The organism is Bradyrhizobium ingae (assembly GCF_055791185.1).
In genome coordinates, this window is sequence record NZ_JBVUBB010000002.1 from 1 (window position 1) to 22,194 (window position 22,194).

At 64.8% G+C, this 22,194-nt stretch carries 17 protein-coding genes; 7 read left to right on the forward strand and 10 right to left on the reverse strand.

Going from position 1 to position 22,194, the window contains the following annotated elements:
- Positions 1-179: 179 nt before the first annotated feature.
- The gene (locus tag ACV1FX_RS02635; protein ID WP_027522803.1) at positions 180-473 is read right to left on the reverse strand and encodes an antibiotic biosynthesis monooxygenase; all 294 of its coding nucleotides are present in this window, start codon (positions 471-473) and stop codon (positions 180-182) included.
- A gap of 193 nt (positions 474-666) precedes the next feature.
- On the opposite strand from ACV1FX_RS02635, the gene ACV1FX_RS02640 reads away from it, so the two are divergent.
- On the forward strand, positions 667-1,026 hold the full coding sequence (locus ACV1FX_RS02640; RefSeq protein ID WP_473115987.1) for a hypothetical protein: 360 nt from the start codon (positions 667-669) through the stop codon (positions 1,024-1,026).
- A 337-nt stretch (positions 1,027-1,363) separates the two neighbouring features.
- Positions 1,364-4,525, forward strand: a complete 3,162-nt coding sequence (locus ACV1FX_RS02645) for an acetoacetate--CoA ligase (protein ID WP_473115988.1) — start codon at positions 1,364-1,366, stop codon at positions 4,523-4,525.
- A gap of 57 nt (positions 4,526-4,582) precedes the next feature.
- On the opposite strand, the gene ACV1FX_RS02650 is transcribed toward ACV1FX_RS02645, so the two are convergent.
- On the reverse strand, positions 4,583-5,224 hold the full coding sequence (locus ACV1FX_RS02650; protein ID WP_473115989.1) for a tetratricopeptide repeat protein: 642 nt from the start codon (positions 5,222-5,224) through the stop codon (positions 4,583-4,585).
- Between the two features lie 539 nt (positions 5,225-5,763).
- Positions 5,764-6,699 (reverse strand): zinc metalloprotease HtpX, encoded by a 936-nt coding sequence (gene htpX, locus ACV1FX_RS02655; protein ID WP_473115990.1) that lies wholly within the window; start codon positions 6,697-6,699, stop codon positions 5,764-5,766.
- 466 nt (positions 6,700-7,165) lie between these two features.
- Between htpX and ACV1FX_RS02660 the strand changes: the two genes are divergently transcribed.
- The 5 genes from ACV1FX_RS02660 (at position 7,166) to ACV1FX_RS02680 (ending at position 13,598) form a co-directional block, all read left to right on the forward strand.
- Positions 7,166-8,368 carry an HlyD family secretion protein gene (locus tag ACV1FX_RS02660; RefSeq protein ID WP_473115991.1) on the forward strand — a complete coding sequence of 401 codons (1,203 nt, stop codon included), beginning with the start codon at positions 7,166-7,168 and terminating at the stop codon, positions 8,366-8,368.
- Positions 8,365-10,299 (forward strand): glycosyltransferase, encoded by a 1,935-nt coding sequence (locus ACV1FX_RS02665; protein ID WP_473115992.1) that lies wholly within the window; start codon positions 8,365-8,367, stop codon positions 10,297-10,299. The genes ACV1FX_RS02660 and ACV1FX_RS02665 overlap by 4 nt, the downstream gene beginning before the upstream one ends.
- An 84-nt stretch (positions 10,300-10,383) precedes the next feature.
- The gene (locus ACV1FX_RS02670; RefSeq protein ID WP_473115993.1) at positions 10,384-11,685 is read left to right on the forward strand and encodes a lytic murein transglycosylase; all 1,302 of its coding nucleotides are present in this window, start codon (positions 10,384-10,386) and stop codon (positions 11,683-11,685) included.
- A 106-nt stretch (positions 11,686-11,791) separates the two neighbouring features.
- Positions 11,792-12,295: a DUF1993 domain-containing protein gene (locus ACV1FX_RS02675; protein ID WP_473115994.1), complete on the forward strand. Its 504-nt coding sequence runs from the start codon at positions 11,792-11,794 to the stop codon at positions 12,293-12,295.
- 199 nt (positions 12,296-12,494) lie between these two features.
- Positions 12,495-13,598 carry an alkene reductase gene (locus ACV1FX_RS02680; protein WP_473115995.1) on the forward strand — a complete coding sequence of 368 codons (1,104 nt, stop codon included), beginning with the start codon at positions 12,495-12,497 and terminating at the stop codon, positions 13,596-13,598.
- Between the two features lie 153 nt (positions 13,599-13,751).
- Here the strand turns inward: ACV1FX_RS02680 and ACV1FX_RS02685 are convergent, their stop codons facing one another.
- The 7 genes from ACV1FX_RS02685 to ACV1FX_RS02715 are packed head-to-tail and all read right to left on the reverse strand — an operon-like array spanning position 13,752 to position 22,184.
- The gene (locus ACV1FX_RS02685) at positions 13,752-14,894 is read right to left on the reverse strand and encodes an alpha-hydroxy acid oxidase (protein ID WP_473115996.1); all 1,143 of its coding nucleotides are present in this window, start codon (positions 14,892-14,894) and stop codon (positions 13,752-13,754) included.
- Entirely contained in the window at positions 14,894-15,766 is an 873-nt protein-coding gene (locus ACV1FX_RS02690; protein ID WP_473115997.1) for an IclR family transcriptional regulator, read from the reverse strand. The genes ACV1FX_RS02685 and ACV1FX_RS02690 overlap by 1 nt, the downstream gene beginning before the upstream one ends.
- Before the next feature lie 15 nt (positions 15,767-15,781).
- Positions 15,782-16,687 (reverse strand): 4-hydroxy-tetrahydrodipicolinate synthase, encoded by a 906-nt coding sequence (dapA, locus tag ACV1FX_RS02695; protein ID WP_473115998.1) that lies wholly within the window; start codon positions 16,685-16,687, stop codon positions 15,782-15,784.
- A gap of 31 nt (positions 16,688-16,718) precedes the next feature.
- The gene (locus tag ACV1FX_RS02700; protein ID WP_473115999.1) at positions 16,719-18,527 is read right to left on the reverse strand and encodes an ABC transporter permease subunit; all 1,809 of its coding nucleotides are present in this window, start codon (positions 18,525-18,527) and stop codon (positions 16,719-16,721) included.
- Positions 18,528-18,531: 4 nt separating this feature from the next.
- Positions 18,532-19,626: an ABC transporter ATP-binding protein gene (locus tag ACV1FX_RS02705; RefSeq protein ID WP_473116000.1), complete on the reverse strand. Its 1,095-nt coding sequence runs from the start codon at positions 19,624-19,626 to the stop codon at positions 18,532-18,534.
- Positions 19,627-19,648: 22 nt separating this feature from the next.
- The gene (locus ACV1FX_RS02710) at positions 19,649-20,734 is read right to left on the reverse strand and encodes an ABC transporter substrate-binding protein (protein ID WP_473116001.1); all 1,086 of its coding nucleotides are present in this window, start codon (positions 20,732-20,734) and stop codon (positions 19,649-19,651) included.
- Position 20,735: 1 nt separating this feature from the next.
- Positions 20,736-22,184, reverse strand: a complete 1,449-nt coding sequence (locus tag ACV1FX_RS02715; RefSeq protein WP_473116002.1) for an FAD-binding oxidoreductase — start codon at positions 22,182-22,184, stop codon at positions 20,736-20,738.
- Between the last annotated feature and the right edge of the window lie 10 nt (positions 22,185-22,194).

A 22,194-nucleotide genomic window follows, 5' to 3' on the forward strand; every position in this document is an offset into this window, starting at 1 on the left:
TGGAACTCGTGTCGCGGAAACCATCTTGGCCAGCGGTCCAACAAGCCGCATCAACAGGCCGGACATATGGATGCAAGCGATCCGATCAAACCTCACTTGGCTCTTGTGCCACGGGGGCCGTCCACATATGGGTCCTGGCTTTCGCCAGGACGACGCTGAGGAGAGAGCGCCGCAAGCACCTACGCCAGCGTATGCACGATCACAGGCCCGGCCGCAGCACTGGCGTGGCCTGCGAGCAGCGGGCCCAGATCCTTCTCGATCCAGGCAATCGCGCGCCGGTTCGCCTCCTCCGCCTGCTCGAACTTGTCGAAGATGGAGATCGCAGTCACCGTGTCGTCGCCGGCATAAACCACGTAATAGGCACGGAAGCCGTCGACATCGCTGATGATCGGAACGGCGCCTTCCTTGATGCGGCGCGCCAGCTCCTCTGCGCTCCCGCTTTTCGCCTTGGCCTGACGGATGGCGGCATACATGGGATCCTCCTTCCGGCTCGCTGATGTGGGGCCTGGTGCCCTCCGGGCGATGTTACGCCGAAGCGCGGGGCCGATCCACGCCCTCGCGCGAAGTTGTGCAAGCGCCCCTCCCGCCCCTTCACATTGCCAAGCGGATGCGGCATCTGCATAGTCGCGCGCAACAATCGTGACCGTTACGAAGAGGATAAAAGACATGGCGGACGCCGACCTGGATGTCGTGATCCGGCAGCTGGCAAGACAGCTCCACACGGGCCTGATGGCCCGCGCCAAGGAGCGGCGGGATCGCTTCAACACCCTCGCGGCCAAGGCCAAGGGCAAGGACGTGCGCGATCGCTACAAGCTGATCGCGAAGAACACCATGGAGCAGGCCACCACTGCGGCCAAGCGCCTCCAGATGTCCGCCGACAATGTCGCCGACAGCTACGCAAGGTCGATGCGCCTCGCAGCTAGCGCAGCCGCCGAGACGGTTGAGAAGAAGCAGGCGGCGGAGAAGAAGCCGGTGAAAGAGAAGCCGGCCGCCAAGAAGAAATCTGCGAAGAAGAAAAAAACCTAGAAACGCGATGCCGCCTCTTGCTCCCTTGTGGAAGTAAAAACCGTTGAGGCATCAAAGGCTCGGTGGATCATTATCCACCGGGCGCCGCAATGACGCACGGCAAGATGGCGCGTCCAACGCCGAGTGATCGCAATCGCCCTGGCGGGCCTCCCATCGCGGGTGCATCCTGCCGTTGCCGCGATTGCTTCAGGCCGCCGGCATGGTCGTAACGAGGAAGCACACCCAAAAGTAGTACCTCCAGATCGCGGTTCAGAATTCACATAGTTTGTTTTTTCGTAATTGCACGCGCTGCCACGATGGCCTTCGATATTGCGGGCAAAGCGAAGAGACCTTCTTGATGAGTCTGCAGCAAGTGTTGCCCGATCACGATGATCGGGCCGTCGCGCATTCCCAACTGAGTGCTTTCAGGCAGTGGTGTGAGGGCCGGACCGGGTTGCACTTGCCCGATCATGCCGCGATGGATCGCTTCTCGGTGAATGACTTTCGCAGTTTTTGGCGCCTCTTCCTGGAGTGGTGCGGCCTGCCGCGCGATGGTGCTGTGGATCCGGTCTGCGTTGGCGATGCCTGCGAGACCGCCCGCTTTTTCCCGGATGTCCGTCTCAACTACGCCGAGTGCCTGCTCGCCGGGAGTGCGGACCAAATGGTTCTGACGGCCCGCCACGCCGGTTGCAACCCGGACAGGTACACACGCGGCGAACTGCGCATCGCGGTCGCCCGGCTTGCGACATCGTTGCAGCGACTGGGCGTGCGCCGTGGCGATCACGTCGTGGCGATCGCACGCAACAATGCCGAGGTGGTCATTGCCGCGCTGGCCAGCACTGCCATCGGCGCGGCCTTCGCCAGCTGCGCGCCGGACATGGGCATTCCCGCCGTGCTCGCGCGCTTTGCTCCTCTCAATCCCGTGGTGTTGTTCGGCTGTTTCGAGGCGAAGCCCTGGGATCCGGGCGTTCCGGTCGCAGAGCGCGTCGCCGGCGCGGCGGCCGGCCTGCCGAGCCTTGCCGCGATCGTCGCGCTGGATGGTGGTTCGCTCGTCGCCGGCGAGAGAACGGTGTCGATGCACCGATTTTCCGATCTGCTCGGTGATGCCGTCGACGGCGAGGAAGGAGCTGGCTGGCTCCGTCATCCGTTCGACCAACCTCTGTTCACGATGTTCTCCTCCGGCACGACAGGGCCGCCGAAACGCATCCGGCACGGCGCCGGCGGTACCCTGCTCGAGCATGTCAAGGAGCACCGGTTGCACTGCGATCTCGCCCCCGGCGACAAGCTGTTCTTCCAGACCTCCTGTGGCTGGATGATGTGGAACTGGCAGCTTTCCGCGCTCGCTTCCGGCGTTGAGATCGTTCTCTACGATGGGCCGCTCGAAGGGCCGGATACTTTCTGGCAGATCGTTGCCGAGGAACGCGTGAGCGTATTCGGCACCAATCCTGCCTATCTGCACTTTTGCGAGCAGCTCGCCTTCTCCCCGCGCCGGAGATTCGACCTTTCAACCCTGCGCGCTGTGCTCTCCACCGGTTCGATCCTGTATCCCCGCCAATACGATTGGGTCCGCGACGAGGTGAAGGCGGCCATGCCGCTGCAATCGATCTCCGGCGGCACCGACATCATCGGCTGCTTTGTCCTGGGCAGTCCAAATCTGCCTGTCCATCGCGGCGAGGTACAGTGCCGCAGCCTCGGCCTCGACGTGCGCGCGCTACCGCCGCGCGATGATCCCAAGGCGCTGATCGGTGAGCTGGTCTGCGCCAACCCATTCCCTTCGCGTCCCCTCGGCTTTCACGATGATGCCGACGGCAGTCGCTTCCATGCCGCCTATTTCGCAGAGAATCCTGGCTTCTGGACGCATGGCGATCTGATCGAGGCCACACCCCATGGCGGTTGGCGGCTTCATGGCCGCTCCGACGGCGTCCTCAACGTGCGCGGCATCCGCATCGGCACCGCGGAGATCTATCGCATCCTGGACAACGTCGAGGAAATCCTCGGCGCGATGGCGGTCGAGCAGCATGCAGAGGGCGAGGTCGGCGGCTCGCGCATCGTTCTCCTGGTCGTACTGCGCAACGGCCTGCTGCTCGACAATGCGCTGGCGAAGCACATCCGCTCGACGCTTGCGCGCTGCGGCTCTCCGGCCTTCGTCCCGGCGCGCATCGCGCAGGTCGCCGCCCTTCCCGTCACCTTTAGCGGCAAGCAGTCCGAAGCCGCGGCGCGGGACGCCGTGAACGGCCGCCCGGCCCGGAACCGTGATGCCCTTCAGAACCCGGAATGTCTCGATGCCATTGCCGGGCATCCGGCTCTCGGGACCGCGGCTGCGGCCGTCGAGCCGCGGCCGGAGCCGGTGCTCGGCCGCAAGCTGATCGCAAATCCGGATCGGCTACGGCCGGAGTTGCAGGCGATCTGCGAGCGCGTGCTAGGCGTGTCGCCCATTGCCTGGTCCGAAAACATTCTTGATGTCGGCGCGGATTCGCTTGCAGTGACGAACCTGCTGCTCGAGATCGAAAATTATACCGGCCATCCCGTGTCCCTCTCCGACTTTCTGGCTGCGCCGTCGGTCGAAGGGTTGGCAACGACTTTGTCGGTCGGTCCGGTGTCGACGGCCGCGCAGCGGCCCGATCAGTCGGGCTTGCAGCTGCGTGCTATGGGTCCGGACGACAAGGAGCCGGTATGCCAATTCCTCGCGCAAATCTGGGGAGGGTCCGGCATCAAGTCCGCCGCCTGGCGCCGGCTGTTCGAGCATGCCTGGTCCGATCACGGCGGCGGCTTCATCCTCCACGACGGCAATGCAGTCGTCGGCTTTGTTGGCACCATCGTCACGCGGCGACAGGTTAACGGGAAGGCCGCGCTCGTCTGCAACATCTCGTCCTGGGCCGTGCATCCGAAATACCGCGGCTGGGGGATGGCTCTGCTCGCTGCGGTACTGCGGGACGAGGGCCTGACCTATACGGCTTTTACGCCGGCGCCGGTTTCCTGGTCTGCCCTCATGGCGCAGCGTTTCACGGCGCTGGAATCGAAGAGGATCGCCATGCCCCCGCTGCTGCAGGCAGAGACGCTGTTCGCGGCCGACCGACCGGTCGTCAGCTTCGATCCAACGACGGTGCGCAATAGATTGACCAGCGAGCAACGACAGATCTTCGACGATCATGCGCCGTATGATTGCCTGCAGCTCACCGTCACCGACGGGCCCGATCACGCCTTTCTCGTGGTGAAACGCCGCCGGCAGCGGTTCAATGGAGCGCGATTGGGCGGGCTGGCGAGAGTTCTGCCTGTCCGGATCCCCTATTCGGACATCCTGTACTGTAGTGCCCCAGAGCTGCTGTTGCGGCATCTCGAGCGCGTCAAGCTGGCGATCCTGCGCCGACAACGGACGGTGGCGCTTGTCGCGGAGGCGCGCCTGTTTCCCGTCCGGCCCCGAGGCGTGACGCTCCCATTGAGCAGTTGTTACCGTTCACCGCTGCTGGGCGCCGGCGAACTCGACAGGCTATATTCGGAACTCGTGCTCCTGCCCATCTGAACAGGCATCACCCCGTCCTCTCGCACAAAAGCCCGCAGCTTCGGGGTGGCGCGGAGGTCACCGCAGCGGAACGGAAATGTGGGTCGGCCTTGGTTCGCCAAGCTCGCTGAGCTTGGCGCGCGCAAGCTGATGGGCGGCGCCGTCGGGGCGTTCCGGAAGTGCGAGGACGGCTTCGAAATCGGCGCGCGCTTCCTCGGTTCGCCGGCTGCCGAGCAATGCCAGGCCGCGATTGACGCGCGCATCCGCATCATTCGGCGCAAGGCGGATGGCGGTATTGTAGCTCAGGATCGCGCGATCGAGATCGCCCCTGGCCGCAAGCGCGAGGCCCCGCTCGAAATAGGACGCGGCGGGCTTCGGATCGAGCGCGATCGCCTGGTCGTAATCGGCAATTGCAAGGCCGAGCTGGCCGTTCCGCCAATATGCCTGCCCACGGTCGCGGAAGGTCGCGGCACGGTTCGGGTTGAGATGAATGGCCTGGTCGAAATCCGCGATCGCCCGCTTGGCGTCACCGTGCCGCAACGCGATGCGGCCGCGTCCCTCATAGGCAAACGCGATCAGCGAGCCGCGGAACGGGCTGAAGCCGATCACGGCCGAGCAGATGTCGGGCTCGTTGGCATCGCCGCAATTGACCACGGTGTGCAACGACAATCCGACAAGAATGCCCGACACGATCAACAATGGCGCGGTCAATCTGGTCATCGCCGGCGGTCGCCGGCGAGAGGCCGGCCACGCATCCCCTTTCAGACGCTTGAGATCTGCACCGGTGTTAGCACCGGCGGGGACGATCTTGTGTGCGCCAGCTCACAAAGGCGCCTGCAATCTCTGCCGCGATAGGCCTTTAGGTCACCCCGTCAAACGCCCCAGGAGAGCGCTCTCATGAGCCACATTGCCAGCAGACAGAGCCAACCGATTGCGGCAAGTGCAAAGGATGTCAGGAGGAGCGCGCCTTCCGCCTTCACCAAATTCTCGTGCGACGCGGCCCCGTCCCGCACGACCCGGTTCATGTGCAACATGCGCACCTCCGGCAATCTCGTTTAAACAATTCTCCCACTCGGCAAGCCGTCCGGCCTTGCCGACTCGCCGAAAAAAGCGAGTCGCATTGGTGTGAATCAATGCGAGACGAAGCGCAAGAGTCCTTTGGGACAATGATGGGAGCAAATCGCATCCTGACGCCCGGATGCGAGGCTGAATGGCTGGTTCCCCGCATCAATTGCGACGCCGATCCGTGTCAGCTCATCTCATCCCCACGGTCCACGCGAGGACGAGCGGCCCCACGGACTCTGCGGCGGATAGTTTTCGTTGGCGCCGAGCGAGGGTGCCGCGTTCGCGCCGAGCTCGGCCGCGAGCTGCTGGAGCGCGTCGATGCGGTTCTGCGTCGAGGGATGGGTGGCGAAGAGATTGTCCACGCCGTGCCCCGACAGCGGATTGATGATGAACATGTGCGCGGTGGCCGGATTGCGCTCGGCGTCGAAGTTCGGCACCTGATGCGCGGCATTCTCGATCTTGACCAGCGCGGATGCGAGCCACATCGGCTGGCCGACGATGCGCCCGCCGAGATCGTCGGCGGCATATTCGCGGGTGCGGCTGATCGCCATCTGCACCAGCATGGCCGCCAATGGCGCGAGGATCATCAGCAGGATCGAGCCGACGATGCCGGGGCCGGAATTGCTGTTACGATGGCCGCCGAAGAACATGCCGAACTGCGCCAGCATCGAGATCGCGCCCGCAACCGTCGCGGTGATGGTCATGAGCAGCGTATCGTGGTTTTTGACGTGCGCGAGCTCGTGCGCGATCACGCCGGCGAGCTCCTCGCGGCTGAGCTGATGCATCAAGCCGGCGGTGACGGCAACGGCGGCATTCTGCGGATTGCGCCCCGTGGCGAACGCGTTGGGCTGCGCCTCGTCCATCACGAACACGCGCGGCATCGGTAACCCGGCACGGCCGGCAAGCTCGGCGACGAGGCCGACCAGTTCCGGCGCGCTGGTACGATCGACCTCATGGGCGCCGTACATCGAAAGCACCATGCGGTCGGAGTTCCAGTAGGCGAAGAGATTGGTCGCCGCGGCGATCAGCAGCGCGATCATGGCGCCAGTGGCGCCGCCGATGAGATAGCCGATGCCCATGAACAGGGCGGTGAGGCCTGCAAGCAGGATTGCGGTACGAAGATAGTTCATGGCCGGTCTCCCTCGCCGGCCGGGCGACCGCCTGCAGCCGGCGCCATGGAGGTAGGCATGCCCCATCGTGCTGCAAGATCGGCCGCTGCGTCGCAGAGCCGCGGCGCGTGCGCGCAAGGTGGGTGTTCGGCAATGATAAACCTTACGGCGCATTTGCGCCAAAGCCCACGCCGAAGTTTACCGGTTGGAAAGGCAGCCGTCGCTTAATCGACAACAACCGGGCACTCCAGGCCTGCCTGGGCATTTCCCGGTTCCATGCCACAAGTCAGCAAGGTGACTGCCCATGATGGACCGGTCTCGAGCGGCTTCCGCCGGCGATACATCTCCGCCCTTCGCGCACGAGGCAGAAGGTGCCTCCGATGCCAAGAACTTGGACGCCGGGAGCTTGGATGCCAGGAGCCTGCAGCATGCGCTGCACGAGCGCCTCTTTGCCGAAGAAGAACACCCACAGGAACCCGCCGCCCGGATGGAAGCCGCGGAACCGGCGCGGCGTTGGCCGCACTTCTGGCGGGGCGTGAAGATTGCTGCGGGCCTTGCCGTCATTGCCGTGTTCGGCTGGCTGCCGCTGCGCGCCATGTTGCAGAATTCCAGCGTCGAGGCCGTGCTGAATTCCCGCCTCGTCACTTTGCGCACGCCAATCGGGGGGCGCGTTGCCGCCGCTACTCCCCTCAAGGACCAGGCCAGGCTCGATGCCGGCACCGTCGTGCTGCGCGTGGTGAATTCGCGCAGCGATCGTACGCGGCTCGACGATCTCCGGCGGCAGAAGTCTCGCCTGGAGAACGAGCGGCCCAGCGTCGCCGCCAAGCTGGCCACGGCGCAGGCCTCGCAAGCAGATCTGGCGCGGCAGGCCGCGCAGTTCAGGGACGGCCGCGTGCTCCAGCTCGAGGCACGCATCGCCGAGATCCAAACCTCGATCGAGGCGGCCGCAGCGCGGCGCGAGGAGGCCAGCGCCGCCGTCGACCGCGCCTCGTCGCTGGCGAAAACCGGCAACGTCTCCACCGTCGAGCTGGCGCGGCTGACACGCGAGCTTTCGGTGGCCCAGCAGACCGAGCTCGGCGCGCACAAGCGGCTCGATGCGGCCAAGGTCGAGCTCACTGCGGCGAAGGCCGGCTCGTTCCTCGGCGACAGCTACAACGATCGGCCGAGCTCGGTGCAGCGCGAGGAGGAGATGCGCCAGCGCGCCCACGATCTTGATGCCGATCTTTCGCGCATCGACACCGAGATCACCTGGATCAGCAACGAAATCATCACCGAGGAGATCCGCTTCGCCGATCTGTCGGAGGCCGACATCAAAACCCCGGTCGCGGGCCGCGTCTGGGAGATGATGACCTCGCCGGGCGAGGACGTGCAGGCCGGCCAGCCTCTGCTCAAGGTGCTCGATTGCAGCGGCGCCGTCATCACGGCCAACGTCACCGAGAGCGTCTATAACCGCTTGCAGCTCGGTGATCACGCCATGTTCGAGCCGAACGACGGCGGTGAGCCGATCGCCGGCATCGTCGTCAACCTGACCGGCGCCGCCGGAGCGCCCGCCAATCTCGCCATCAATCCGGATGCGCTGAGCAAGGAGCCCTATCGTGTGACGGTTGCTCCGGCCGACACCGCCGCCCAAGGCTGCATGGTCGGACGGACGGGCCGCGTGGTCTTCGCCCGCCGCGAGACCACGCCATGATGATGGCGCTGGCGCCCGGCTTTCTCGCGCTCGGCGCCTTCATGGCGATGGTGCCGCTTCTCAGGCGTGACAACACGCTGGCGCGCTCGTGCCTCGCCGGCGTCGCGTTCGTTCTCCTGCTGCGCTACTTCTATTGGCGCGTCACCAAAACCCTGCCCCCACCGGGACTGACTGCGGATTTTCTCTTCGGCTATCCCTTCATGCTGGCGGAGGCGGCCTCGCTGGTCGCGACCGCGTTGTCGCTTCTATTCCTCAGCCGCACGATCGAACGCACGACCAAAGTCGACGGCCGCGCCACCGATCCGAAGGCCCCGCTGATCGACGTCTTCATCTGCACCTATAACGAGGAGCGATCGATCCTCGAGCGTACCATCATCGGCGCGACCGGAATGGAGTACGGCAATTACCGCGTCTGGGTGCTCGACGACGGCCGGCGCCTGTGGCTGCGGCACCTGTCGAGCGAGCTCGGCTGCCATTATCTCACGCGTCCCGACAACCGCCATGCCAAGGCGGGCAACATCAATCACGCGCTCAGGCATGTCGGCGGACTGCCGGAACGGCCGGACTTCGTTGCCGTTCTCGATGCGGACTTCGTGCCGCGACCTGATTTTCTGGCGCGGACCATCGGCCTGATGGACGATGCATCCGTCGGCGTGGTGCAGACGCCGCAGCACTTCATCAACCCCGACCCGATCCAGACCAACCTCGCCGCGTCGGACGTGTGGCCCGACGAGCAGCGCTTCTTCTTCGACATCCTGATGCCGGCCAAGGATGCCTGGAGCGTCGCGTTCTGCTGCGGCACCTCCTCGCTGATCCGCTATGCCGGGCTGGTGCGGATCGGCGGATTCCCGACGGACTCCGTGACGGAGGATTATCTCCTCACACTGCGTTTGAAGGAGCAGGGCCTCAAGACCGTCTACCTCAATGAGCGGCTGACGATCGGGCTCGCGCCGGAGGGGCTGAAGGAATACATCACCCAGCGCGGCCGCTGGTGTCTCGGCTTCATGCAGATCGCGCGCGGCCGCAGCGGCCCGCTGTCGCGAACATCGAAGGTCTCGTTGATCGATCGGCTGTCGCTGGTCGACGCCTTCATGGGCTGGACGGCGGTTTACGTGGCGAAAGCCTTCGGGCTCGTGGTGCCCTGGCTGTTCCTGCTGTTCGGCGTCAAGGCGGTGCAGGCGGACCTCGGCGAGCTCTTGCAAGCCTTCCTGCCATTCTATGTCTGGCACGGACTCACGATGGTCTGGCTATCGCACGGCCGTTCGCTTGCCATGATGAGCGACGTGTCTCAGCTCGTGGCGATGCCCGCGGTGCTGAAAGCCGTGACGACAGGCCTGTTGAAGCCGAAGGGACACAAGTTCAAGGTCACGGCCAAAGGCGGCGACCGCGACAAGAAGTTCGTCGAATGGCCGCTGCTACGCCTCTATGGCACCGCGCTTCTGATCACGCTCGCCGCCATCGGCTATGCCTTCATCCTGCACCTGCGCGGCGAGAGCATCGCCTATGGCGGGCTGGCACTCGCTTGGAGCCTCTACAACGTGCTCATCCTCACCGTTGTCTGCTTCGTCTGTATCGAGCAGCCGCGCAAGCGCAAGGCGGAGCGGTTCAATCGGAACGAGCCGATTTTGCTGCGCCAGGGCGGCAGCTCGCATCTGGCACGGCTCGCCGATATCTCCATCACGGGGGCGCGGCTGATCGATCCCGATCCGCCTGCGGTCGGTAGCGCGGTCGAGTGCCGGATCTATGGGCGCTCCATCGCGGCCATCGTGGTGCGGCGGACCGTGGACGGATTTGCCGTCAGGTTCGAGGAGGGCATGGATACGCGCGTCCATGCGATCCGGGCATTCTATGCCGGCGAATATGTCCGCGCCTATCGAGGTATCCGGGCGCTCCCGGTCGGCAAGGCGCTGTTGCTGCGGCTGTTCGGTTAGTTGCCCAAGGGATGGCGTGAGGCCGACACTTCACCTAGACTTCGGCAGATTCCACTGCCGCCCTTTCCCTCCGCCGGAACCCCGATGATCCAGACCAGATTTGCGATGGCGGCCCTCGCGCTTTTCGCATGCTCCACGACCGCTTCCGCCCAATTGCTGCCGCCGCCCGCAAGGCCTGTTGCGCCGAAGCCCGCGGCCGCCTCGCCGCGTGCGGCCTCGTGCCACAATGGCGCGAGCTTCGACCGCTTTCTCACTGAGGTAAAGCAGCAGGCGATCGCCGCCGGCGTGTCGCAGCGCGCGATCAGCGAGGCTTCGCCCTACCTCGTCTACGACCAGGGCATCGTCAATCGCGACCGTGGCCAGCGCGTGTTCGGCCAGCTCTTCACCGAGTTCGCCGGCCGCATGGCCGCGACCTATCGCATGCAGAACGGCCAGCAGCACATCAAGCAATATGCAGCAGCGTTCGCACGCGCCGAGAAGGAATATGGCGTGCCGCCGGCGGTGATCGCCGCCTTCTGGGGGCTGGAGAGCGATTTCGGCGCCAACATGGGCAACCTGCCGACGCTGAAGTCGCTGGTCTCGCTGGCCTATGACTGCCGCCGCTCGGAGATGTTCGTGGGCGAGACCATCGCGGCGCTCAAGGTGATCGATCGCGGCGATCTTACGCCGTCCGAGATGCTCGGCTCCTGGGCCGGCGAGCTCGGGCAGACGCAGTTCTTGCCGACGCATTACGTCAACTACGCCGTCGACTATGACGGCGACGGAAGGCGCGACCTCTTGGGCAGCGGGCCCGACGTGATCGGCTCGACCGCGAACTACATCGCCAACGGGTTGAAGTGGCGGCGCGGTGAACCGTGGCTGGAAGAGATCAAGGTGCCCGCCAATTTGCCGTGGGAGCAGACTGACCTCTCCGTGCAACAGCCGCGCTCGAAATGGGCGCAGTTGGGCGTGACCTATCCCGACGGCCGGCCACTGCCGAACGACAATCTCGCAGCTTCCGTACTCCTGCCGATGGGGCGGACGGGGCCGGCCTTCATGGCCTATCCGAATTTCGCGGCCTACACCGAGTGGAATAACTCGCTGATCTATTCCACGACCGCCGGTTACCTCGCCTCACGCATCGCGGGCGCGGCTCCCATGCGCAAGCCGGCGCAGCCGGTGGCGCAACTGCCGTTCAGCGAGCTGAAGGAATTGCAGCAGCTCCTGGTACGCGCCGGCTTCAATGTCGGCAAGGTCGACGGCGTGCTGGGCCAGCAGAGCCGCAGCGCGGTGAAGGCGATGCAGATCAAGTATGGCCTGCCCGCCGATTCCTGGCCGACGGCGGAGCTGCTCGCGCGCATGCGCGGCGGTACGGCGCAGGCGCAGCCGACCGGCGTCGTGCGGTAGAATTTTTAACCCGCGAAGGCCATTTCGGCGATTGTATTTTCCTGCGTTGCTCCCATGTCTTGGGATCAGGATACCTCCTGATGTCCCAACAAGAAGAGAGCATCACATGTCCTTTTACGACGCCGTCGTCCCTGCCTATCTGCAGATGCTGAACAGCCTCACCGGCCTGCTCGTCAAGGCAGAGGCCCATTGCGCGACGAAGAAGATCGAGCCCAGCGTGCTGATCGGATCGCGGCTCTTCCCGGACATGCTGCCGTTTGGCAAGCAGATCCAGCTCGTCAGCGACTTCGCTGCCAAGGGCTGCGCGCGGCTCACGCATACCGAGGTGCCATCGATGCCGGACACCGAGACGACGTTTGCGGAGTTGAAGCAACGGCTGGCGAAGACGATCGATTTCGTGAAATCGTTCAAGCCCGAGCAGTTCGACGGTGCCGATGGCAAGGATGTCACATTCCCAGCCGGCCCCGACCGGACCGTGACGCTCAAGGGGCAGCAATTCTTCAGCTCGGTCTCGCTGCCGAACTTCTATTTCCATGCCGCGACCGCGCATGGGATTCTGCGTCACAACGGCGTCGAGATCGGCAAACGCGATTTCCTCGGCATGAGCTGAAATTTGCGATCCATATTTTCCGCGGCGCGGAGATCAACTCCGCTGCTGCGGACGAGACTGCAGAAGAGCCATCCTTTTTCGGCATCATCACTGCCGCCTTAGCGGAGCTCTCCTGCAGTTTCCGTATGGCTTTGCCCTTGCGCGGCGTGTGGCGATGCACAAGTGAGGTTGACCTGCCACTGCCCGAAAGCATCCGCCCATGAGCCGTTCGACCAAATTGTTTGAGCCGTATAAGCTTGGCCCGATCTCGCTGGCCAATCGTTTCGTGATGGCGCCCCTGACGCGCAATCGCGCAGCGCCCGGGACTTTCGTGCCGAGCCCGCTTGCGGCCGACTATTACGGGCAACGCGCCTCCGCCGGGCTGCTGGTCACCGAAGCGAGCCAGGTCTCCCAACAGGGCCAGGGCTATCAGGATACGCCCGGCATCTATTCGAAGGACCAGGTCGCCGGTTGGCGCAAGGTCACCGACCGCGTGCATGAGAACGGCGGGCGCATCTTCATCCAGCTCTGGCATGTCGGCCGGATCTCGCACACTGCCCTGCAGGCCAATGGCGGCGCGCCGGTAGGCCCCTCCGCGATCCGCGCCAAGGGCAAGACCTTCGTCAACGGCACCTTCGCCGACGTCTCCGAGCCGCGCGCGCTCGAGCTCGCCGAAATTCCAGGGATCATTGACGATTTCAGGCTCGCGACGAAAAATGCGCTGGAGGCGGGTTTCGACGGCGTCGAGATTCACGGCGCCAACGGCTATCTGCTCGATCAGTTTGCGAAAGACGGCGCCAACAAGCGCACCGATTTTTACGGCGGCTCGATCGAGAATCGCGCCAAGCTGATGTTGGAGGTCTCGAAAGCCGTCGCGGCTGAAGCGGGCGCCGACCGCACCGGCATCCGCATCTCGCCGGTGACGCCGGCGAACGACATCACCGACTCCGATCCGCAAGCACTGTTCGACCATATCGTCGACAGGCTCAATGCACTCAAGCTCGTGTATCTCCACGTCGTCGAAGGCGCCACCGGCGGTCCGCGCGACTATGCGCCATTCGACTATGCGAGCCTGCGCAAGCGCTTCTCCGGCGCCTACATCGCCAACAACGGCTACGATTTCGAGCTCGCGACCAAGGTGCTCGATGCCGGCGCCGCCGACCTCATCGCGTTCGGCAAGCCCTTCATCTCCAACCCCGACCTCGTCGAACGGTTGAAGAAGGGCACGGCCCTGAACGAATGGGACAAGAACACCTTCTACGGCGGCGGCGCGAAGGGTTACACGGATTATCCGACGCTGGAGGCGGCTGAGCCGGCGGAGTAGTCCCCTCTTGCTACGTTATTGCGAGGAGCGAAGCGACGAAGCAATCCAGGCTGCCGCTGCGGAAAAATTCTGGATTGCTTCGCTTCGCTCGCAATGACGGCGCGGGAGCAGCACGCACCAACCTGTAAAGGCCGGGAGCAATCCCGGCCTTCCTTATCGAAGCGTCGCCGGCAACTCCGCGACTCGTTCTGCACCGAGAAGCGCCATCGCCGTGTCCATCTCGCCGATGACCATGCGCAGCACGGCTTCCGCACCCCCCTCGCCGCCAGTTGCGAGGCCCCACAGCGGCAGGCGGCCGAGCAGGACGGCCTCGGCGCCGAGCGCGAGATATTTCAAGACGTCCGTGCCGCGACGGACGCCGCTGTCGGCAAGCACCGTCAGCCGCCCCCTCACGGCATCCGCGATGGCCTGAATGCACTCCGCCGGTGCAGGCAGGCAATCGAGATTGCGTCCGCCATGGGCGGAAACCACGATGGCATCACAGCCGAGCCCGGCCGCGATCTCCGCATCCTTGGCGGCCAGGACGCCCTTGATGATCAGCTTGCCCGGCCAGATCTGGCGCAGCCAGCGCACGTCGTCCCAGTTGAGGCGATGGTCAAGCCGCACGGCCTCCGCGATGCTTGGCCGGGTGATCGCCGTGCGGAACCCGTCCGGATAGTGCCCATAGGTCGGCATGCCTTCGCCCAGGAGATAGCGCGCGAAGACACTGACGAGCCAGCGCGGATGCAGTGCGACATCGATGGTGCTGCGCAGGCCGGGTACGAAAGGAATGCCGAAGCCGTTGCGCTTATTGTACTCGCGGTTGGGCGAGACGGGCGTATCGGCCGTGACGACCAGAGTTTCGCAGCCGCAGGCGCGGGCGCGCTCCAGAAGCTTTGCCGTCAGCGCCCGATCGCGCCAGACATAGAGCTGAAACCATAGCGTCGCATCGGGCGCGCCGCGCCGGATGGTTTCGACCGTCGTCACCGATTGCGTCGAGATGCAGACGGGAATGCCGACGCGCGAGGCCGCGCGCGCCAGCTTGGTTTCGCCATCATGCGCGACGAGGCCGGCGAGCGCCGTCGGCGCCACAACGAGCGGGGCTGCGAGGCGCTGTCCCAGGAGTGTGGTGTCGAACGATCGCCTGTCATGCCCGGTCAGCACCGATGGCATCAGCGTGATCGCATCGAGCGAGGCGCGCAGGCGCCTCAGCGCGACCTCATCCTCCGTGCCGCGATCGATATACTCGAACAGGCCGCGCGGCAGGAATTTTTGTGCGCGACCGCGGTAGTCGTCGGCATTCAGCAGCATCCGCATCAGGCAGCGTAGCGGTTGAATTTCGATTTCGAGATCGAGGTCGCGGCGACATGGACATGCTGCACGAGCTCGGCCTCGGCACGCTCCTTGGTCCAGCGTGTGGTCGGCACGGAGATGTTGACCGCGGCGACTGCGCGGCCGTGCTCGTCGATGATCGGCGCCGCAACGGAAATGTCACCCATGACGCTCTGGTTGATCTGGATCGAATAGCCGCGCGCCGCGGCGACGCGCACCTGCTCCAGAAGCTTGTCGGGATCTGTGATCGTATACGGCGTAAGCGGCTCGAGTCGCGTACGCATCAACAGATCCTGCCGCACCTCCTCGGGAAGAGCCGACAGAATGGCTATGCCGGACGCCGTGAAATAGGCCGGCAACCGGCTTCCGATCACGAAATCGATATGGATGAGGTGCCGGCCAGGAAAACGCGCCACGAACACGACCTCGTGCCCATCGAGCTCGTGCAAATTGCAGGTCTCGCCGAGATTGCGGCTCATGTCCAGAAGATAGGGCGAGGCCTTGTCGATGAGCTCGTTGGCCTTGAGATAGCTGTGCGAGAACTGGAGCACCTTCGAGGTCAGCCCGTAATTGCGTGTCCCCTCGATGCGCTTGAGATAGCCGAGCGTCTCCAGCGTATAAACCAGGCGCTGGGTGGCGCTGCGGTCGAGATTGGCTGCGCGCGCGATGTCGGCCAGCGTCATGAAGCGCTGCGGCCCGTCGAAGGCGTGAAGGACCTGAAACGCCTTTTCCGTCGAGCCGACGAACAGCGAGGAGCGCGCCAGCTTCGCTCTCTCTCCAGCGCTCTTTTCGACGCTCTTTCCAGCGCTCCCGGCCTTGCGCACCTTCTTCGTGCCGCCCTCGCCGCTACGCGTCATCTGTCATTCCTCGCCTCATGCAATCCCTTCCGAGACCGCCAATTGCTTGCCGAGCTCGGCGCGGAAGGCCGAGACCAGCGCCGGGGCCGGCTGCAGCAGCGGCGCCAGCATCCGCGGCGCGTCGACGCCGACCATGTCCATGACCGCCTTCATCGGCCCCGGATTGGTCTCGGCAAACGCCATGTTCATGAACGGAATCAGGCGGCGGTGCAAACTCAGCGCCTCCGCGGTCCGGCCTGCGATCGCCGTCTCGTAAATCTCTCGCCAGGCGCGCGGCAGAAGGCATGCAGTGACGACGATGCCGCCCGTTGCACCGGCCGCCAGATGCAGCGGAAACAGGCTGTCCTCGCCGCTGAGCACCGCGAAGCTGTCGTCGATGCCGGCCACGACCTGAAGGAAATGATACATATCGAGATTGCAGGCCTTCATGCCGATGATGTTGGGATGCTTCGAGAGCTCATGCAGAATCCTCGGCTCGATCGCGATCCGGGTGCGGTAGGGAATCTCGTAGATCAGGACAGGCACGGGCGAAGCATCGGCATAACGCAGGAAATAGTCGCGAATGCCGGTCTGAGTCGGATTGGTATAATATGGCGTAAGAACCAGGAGGCCGTCCACGCCCTCGGCGGCGAACTCCTTGCCCGCCTGAAGAGCGTCATGGAAACCGGTATCGAGCACGCCCGCGATCACGGGCCCCCGGCCCGCCATGGCCTTCACCGACAGGCCCGCCATCCGGATGCGCTCGGCGCGCGCGAGCGCGCCATATTCACCGGTGCCACCGAGCGGCACCACGCCGTCGATGCCCTGCCTGAGCAGCCAGGCAAACAGCGCCGAGACCGCCTGGGCGTCGATCGTATCGTCGGCCTTCACCGGTGTCGGAATGGCGGGGAACAGGCCGCGAAGACGATTTGCAGTGAGCATGACGAAAACCTCTGGTTGGAACGCGGGGTGACTACCTTGCGGCAGCGCGCCGACGCAGGCGCTCGGCGATGAAGATCAAGAGACCCATGAAGATGAACAGGCAGGTCGACACGGCGGCGATCACGGGCGAGACCTGAAGCGTCACCTCGTCCCAGAACTGCTTTGGCAGCGTGGCATTGAGGCCGCCGGTCGCGAACAGTGCGATGGTGAGCTCGTCGAACGAGGTCGCGAAGGCGAACAGGAACGAGGAGAACATGCCCGCACCGAGGATCGGAAAGGTGATGTAGCGCAGCGTCGCAAAGGGGCGCGCGCCGAGGCTTTGCGCGGCATGGTCGAGCCGCGTGTCGTAGTTGCGCAGCACCGCCATCATGGTCATGACGACATAGGGCACCGCGACGACGGTATGTCCGAGAATGAGGCCAAAAGCGCTGCCGACGAGGCCCATGCTCGCGAACACGTAGAACATGCCGACCGCGATGATCATGCGCGGCACGACGATCGGCGACAGGATGAAGGCGAGCCAGGCGGCCTTGGCGGGGATGTTGCTCCTCACCAGCAGAAACGCCGCCGGGGTTCCGATCAGCATGGCGAGCCCGCCCGTCCCAAGGCCGACCAGCAGCGAGCGCAGGAAGGCCTGGGTCCATACCGGCGAATGCAGCACGGTCTCATACCAGTGCAGCGTAAATCCCTGCGGCGGCCAATTGAGGCCACCGGTGCCGAACGACAGCGGGATCATCAGAATCGTCGGGGCACTGATGATGATGAGCATGGTCCAGACGAAGGCCTGCAAGCCGAGGCCCGCTTGATCCGGATTGCGACCGCGACGGCGCGAGGGCAGTGCGAGAACGATGCGATCAGAGATCACACCGAGCAGCGTCAGCACGGCATCGCCGATCCTCTGGGCGGGACCCGCAAGGCGCGAGGGTGCCGCGCTGCGCGGCGCCGCTGCGCCCGTCATGGTCGACAGGCCGAGCAGCCGGTCGTAGACGGCAAAGACGATGAGCACGACGATCAGGAGCAGCACGGAGATCGCGCCGGCAAATCCCCAGTTCAGGGTCTGCTGGACCTGGTCGATGATCAACTGCGTGATCATGGTCTCGCGGCGCCCGCCGAGCAGCGCCGGCACGATGAAAAATCCGATCGCGGTGACGAACACCATGATGCCGGCCGCGGCAACGCCTGGCAGCGAGAGCGGAAAATAGATCTTCCAGAAAGCCATACCCGGCCGCGCTCCGAGCGTTGCCGCCGCGCGCGGCAGGTTGCGGTCGATGTTCTCCATCACCGAAAGCATGGTCAGCACGGCAAGCGGCAGCAGCGCATTCACCATGCCGACGAGGACGCTGCCGAAATTGTAGAGCAGGCTCGCCGGGCTCGATATGATGCCGAGCGACAGCAGCAGCTTGTTGATGACGCCGTTGCGCCCGAGCAGCACGATCCAGGCGAAGGCGCGCACCAGAAAGCTGGTCCAGAACGACAGCAGCACCCAGAACAGCAGCGTCGCCTTCCGTTCCTTGCCGACGACGGAAATCAGATAGGCGATCGGGTAGCCGGTGATGACACACACCAGCGTCGTCGCCAGCGAGATCTTCAGTGTGATGAGGAGGACGTCGATATAGACGGATGAGGCAAAGAGCTGGCGGTAGGGCGCAAGCGTGAATCCGCTATCGTTGTGGATGCTGAGCAGCAGCAACTGGCCGACGGGGTAGACCAGGAAGAGAACGAGCAGCAGAACGAGCGGGCCGCCCATCGCAGCCCAGGTCCAGGCCCGTGACCGGACGCGAGAGCGCGTCGTGGTCCGAAGCTGTCCCGGCTCGATCGCAGGCGCTTTGGCCAATGCCATGGCGTCAGTGTCCCCTGCCGTCACGGATCGCCACGGCATCCGCGGGATTCCAGCCGAGCGAGACGAGCTGGCCGATCTCGTAAGGCGATGCACTCGATCGCGTCGGATAGGCTGCAACGAGTTGCGGCATGTCGGCCTTATCGGGCGCGATGTAGAGCCGGGTCATGCTGCCGCTGATCATCACGTCGACCAGCCTGCCGGTGAGCTTGCCGTTGGCCACGTCCGCGACATGGAGGTTCTGGGGGCGGACCATGAGCTTGATCGGCTCGCCGGCAGCGAAGCGGGCGCCGTTGCCGACAGCGCGCGAGGCCGCCGCCTGGTCGGCCAGTACGACGTCAAGCCCCTGCGCATCGACCTGCCGCACCGTCGCACTGAGCAAGTTGGATTCGCCGAGAAAGTCCGCGACGAAGACCGATTGCGGGCGGAAGTACAGATCCTCCGGCGTGCCGAGCTGCTCGATCGCGCCTGCGTTCATCAGGCAGATGCGATCGGACATGGTCATCGCTTCCTCCTGGTCGTGGGTGACATAGATGATCGTGGTGCGAAGCTCGCGATGGATACGCTTGATCTCCAGCTGCATCTGGTCGCGCAGCTTCTTGTCGAGCGCGCCGAGCGGCTCGTCCATCAGGATGATCGCGGGCCGGTAGACGATGCAGCGGGCGAGCGCGATGCGCTGCTGCTGGCCGCCCGAGAGCTCGCGCGGATAGCGTTTTGCGACATGCGGCAGGCGGACTGTCTCCAGCGCCTCCGCGGTGCGCCGGCGCGCTTCGGCATCCGTGACCTTCCGCATCTTCAGCGGAAACGCGATGTTGTCCTCCACCGTCATGTGAGGGAACAGCGCGTAGTTCTGGAACACGACGCCGATGTCCCGGTCATAGGCCGGGCTATGCGTCACATCGGCATCGTCGACCAGGATCTGCCCCTCGTCCGGATGAGCGAGCCCCGCAATCAGGCTGAGCAGCGTCGTCTTGCCCGACCCCGAAGGGCCGAGCAGCGTGAGGAATTCTCCCTTCGCGACGTCGAGACTGGTCGGCGCCAGCGCGACGAAGTCGCCATAGCGCTTGGTGAGTCCTTTGACGCGCAAGCTCGACGATGTCATGCCCTGCTCCGATCGCGACGATTCAAGCTAGGATCCAGCTATTGAAGCGCTCGATGACGGCGGCCTGGTTGTCGTACCAGAACTTCGCATCGATCTTCAGGCCGGCCTTGATGTTGTCCGGATAGGTCGGACAATTCCTGGCGAGCTCCGGCTTGACGTAGTTGAAGGCCTCCGGCTGCGTGAGGCCGGCGGGGAAATACTCCATCAGCGCGGCCTGCCGCTTCGGATCGGAGGCGAACTTGATGAACTCGCGGCAGGCATCCGCATTCGGCGTGCCGGCGAGGATCGACCAATTGTCGCCGCCCCAGATGCCCTGATTCCAGACGATCTCGACCGGTGCGCCGGCCGCCTGCGCAGCCTGGGGACGCGACACCCAGGTCGGCAGCAAATCGATCTCGCCCGAGGTCAGCATCTGCTCGACCTGTGCGCCGCTGGTCCACCACACCGCGACGGAAGGCTTGATCTTGTCGAGCGAGGCAAAGGCCTTGTCGAGATCACAGGGATAGACCTGCGCGGTCGGCACGCCGGCGCCCATCAAGGCCTCCTCGATCGTGTCGAACGGATGCTTGCGCACGGCGCGCCGTCCCGGAAACTCCGCCACGTTCCAGAAATCGGCCCAGGACTGCGGTGCCTTGCGGCCCTTGAAGGCGTCCGTGCGGTAAGCAAGCACGGTGGTGTAGACGTTGGTGCCGACACCATAGGGCGACATGAATTCGGCGGGGATCGACTTGATGACGGGCTCGGATTCGAGGCCGTGCTTTTCGAGATATTGCTTGCTGCCGGTGGTCAGCAGCAGGATCGCGGGCCAGCTGATCTTGGCCATGTCCCAGGTGTAGTTCTTGGTATCGACCATCGTCTTGATCTGCGCGACCGGCTCGGCATTGGCCTGCACCCCGACCACCTCGATGCCCGTCGCTTCGGTGAACGGACGATAGAACACCGCGCCATAAGCCTTGGTGTAGATGCCGCCGTCGTCGCGCACGACGATGCGTTTTCCTGCGGCGCGCGACGGAGACCATACGGCCGGCGCGGCAAGCGCGACGGCACCGGCGCCGGCACCGAGAAGCAGGCGGCGGCGGGAGGTGAGGATCTTCGGAAGATGGCTCATGTCAGTCCCCTCTGTGTGATGTTGCAATGGATGGCGATGGCAGAACGCGGCCGGGATTGAAGAGCCCCTTTGGATCGAAGGCCTGTTTCACGACACGCATCAGCGCGAGCTCGACGGGTTGCTTGTAACGGGACATCTCGCCGGTCAGCGTGCGTCCGACCCCGTGCTCGGCGCTGAAGGTGCCGCGCAGCGAGCTCGCGACGTCGTTGACCGCGCGGCGGATTTTTTGCGCGACGACGTCGCGATCATCGAGCGCGTCCCATTCGGCGAAGCCAAAGAACGGAATGAAATGGATGTTGCCGTCGCCCATATGACCGACGATCACGAACGCCAGATCCGGTACGATGGCGCGCACCGCCGCCATCGCCCTTTCAATAAAGGGCGGTACGGCCGACACGGGAACCGCCGTGTCCGAAGTCAGGCCGACGCCCGCCTTCTTGTTGGCTTCCGACACGCTGTGACGCACCAGCCACATCGCCTTGCGCTGCGCTTCGCTCGAAGCGACGACGCCGTCGCTGATGATGCCGGCCTCCAGCGCGCGCTCGAGCACGGCCTGCATCGTAGCGGCGAGCTCTTCGGCGTTTCCGGTGTCGGACAGTTCGACCAGGACATGCCAGGTGTCGATCCGCTCGACCGGACAGCGGCGGCCGGGAACCTGTTCGAGCACCAGCTCGATCTGCCTGGCATTCATGAGCTCGAAGGCCGAGAGCCGCGAGTTGCAGGCGGCCTGGAACAGGCCCAGCATGTCGAGCGCGCGTTGCGGATTGTCCACGGCGAGCCACGCCACGGCTTCCGCCTTCGGCAACGGATGCAGCTTCAGGACGGCACCGGTGATGATGCCGAGCGTGCCTTCCGAGCCGATGAAGAGATGCTTGAGGTCATAGCCGGTGTTGTTCTTGCGCAGCGCCGAGAGGCCGTCCCAGATCGAGCCGTCGGGGAGCACGACCTCGAGGCCGAGCACGTTGTCTCGCGTGTTGCCATAGCGCAGCACGCCCGTGCCGCCGGCATTGGTGGCGATGTTGCCGCCGATCTGGCAGGAGCCCTCGGCGCCGAGGCTCACCGGATAAAGCCGGTCCGCCGCCGCGGCCGTCTCGTGGATGGTGGCGAGCACGCAGCCGGCGTCGACCTCCATCGTGTTGTTGACGGGATCGATCGACCTGATGCGGCGCATGCGCGTCAAGAGGACGATGACCGGTGGCCCGGAGAGTTCTGACGGCGTCGCGCCGCCACACAGGCTGGTGTTGCCTCCCTGCGGCAGCACGGGCGTGCCACTCTCGACACAGAGGCGGACGATGGCTGCGACCTGCTCGGTGCTTGCCGGAAGCACAGCGCAGAGCGCGGGGGCGCGAAAGCGGCCGCGCCAATCCTCGGTGACAGCCGCAAGGTCCTCCTCGCGCGTCAGCACGGCTGTGTCGCCCAGCAGGCGCTTGAACGCCTCGATCAATGCCATCAACCGGCCT

Bases quoted from the DNA above. Each gene is read 5' to 3' on its own strand.
- ACV1FX_RS02635 (WP_027522803.1), bottom strand. From the start codon at position 473: ATGTATGCCGCCATCCGTCAGGCCAAGGCGAAAAGCGGGAGCGCAGAG.
- ACV1FX_RS02640 (WP_473115987.1), top strand. From the start codon at position 667: ATGGCGGACGCCGACCTGGATGTCGTGATCCGGCAGCTGGCAAGACAG.
- ACV1FX_RS02645 (WP_473115988.1), top strand. From the start codon at position 1,364: ATGAGTCTGCAGCAAGTGTTGCCCGATCACGATGATCGGGCCGTCGCG.
- ACV1FX_RS02650 (WP_473115989.1), bottom strand. From the start codon at position 5,224: ATGACCAGATTGACCGCGCCATTGTTGATCGTGTCGGGCATTCTTGTC.
- htpX (WP_473115990.1), bottom strand. From the start codon at position 6,699: ATGAACTATCTTCGTACCGCAATCCTGCTTGCAGGCCTCACCGCCCTG.
- ACV1FX_RS02660 (WP_473115991.1), top strand. From the start codon at position 7,166: ATGGAAGCCGCGGAACCGGCGCGGCGTTGGCCGCACTTCTGGCGGGGC.
- ACV1FX_RS02665 (WP_473115992.1), top strand. From the start codon at position 8,365: ATGATGATGGCGCTGGCGCCCGGCTTTCTCGCGCTCGGCGCCTTCATG.
- ACV1FX_RS02670 (WP_473115993.1), top strand. From the start codon at position 10,384: ATGATCCAGACCAGATTTGCGATGGCGGCCCTCGCGCTTTTCGCATGC.
- ACV1FX_RS02675 (WP_473115994.1), top strand. From the start codon at position 11,792: ATGTCCTTTTACGACGCCGTCGTCCCTGCCTATCTGCAGATGCTGAAC.
- ACV1FX_RS02680 (WP_473115995.1), top strand. From the start codon at position 12,495: ATGAGCCGTTCGACCAAATTGTTTGAGCCGTATAAGCTTGGCCCGATC.
- ACV1FX_RS02685 (WP_473115996.1), bottom strand. From the start codon at position 14,894: ATGCGGATGCTGCTGAATGCCGACGACTACCGCGGTCGCGCACAAAAA.
- ACV1FX_RS02690 (WP_473115997.1), bottom strand. From the start codon at position 15,766: ATGACGCGTAGCGGCGAGGGCGGCACGAAGAAGGTGCGCAAGGCCGGG.
- dapA (WP_473115998.1), bottom strand. From the start codon at position 16,687: ATGCTCACTGCAAATCGTCTTCGCGGCCTGTTCCCCGCCATTCCGACA.
- ACV1FX_RS02700 (WP_473115999.1), bottom strand. From the start codon at position 18,527: ATGGCATTGGCCAAAGCGCCTGCGATCGAGCCGGGACAGCTTCGGACC.
- ACV1FX_RS02705 (WP_473116000.1), bottom strand. From the start codon at position 19,626: ATGACATCGTCGAGCTTGCGCGTCAAAGGACTCACCAAGCGCTATGGC.
- ACV1FX_RS02710 (WP_473116001.1), bottom strand. From the start codon at position 20,734: ATGAGCCATCTTCCGAAGATCCTCACCTCCCGCCGCCGCCTGCTTCTC.
- ACV1FX_RS02715 (WP_473116002.1), bottom strand. From the start codon at position 22,184: ATGGCATTGATCGAGGCGTTCAAGCGCCTGCTGGGCGACACAGCCGTG.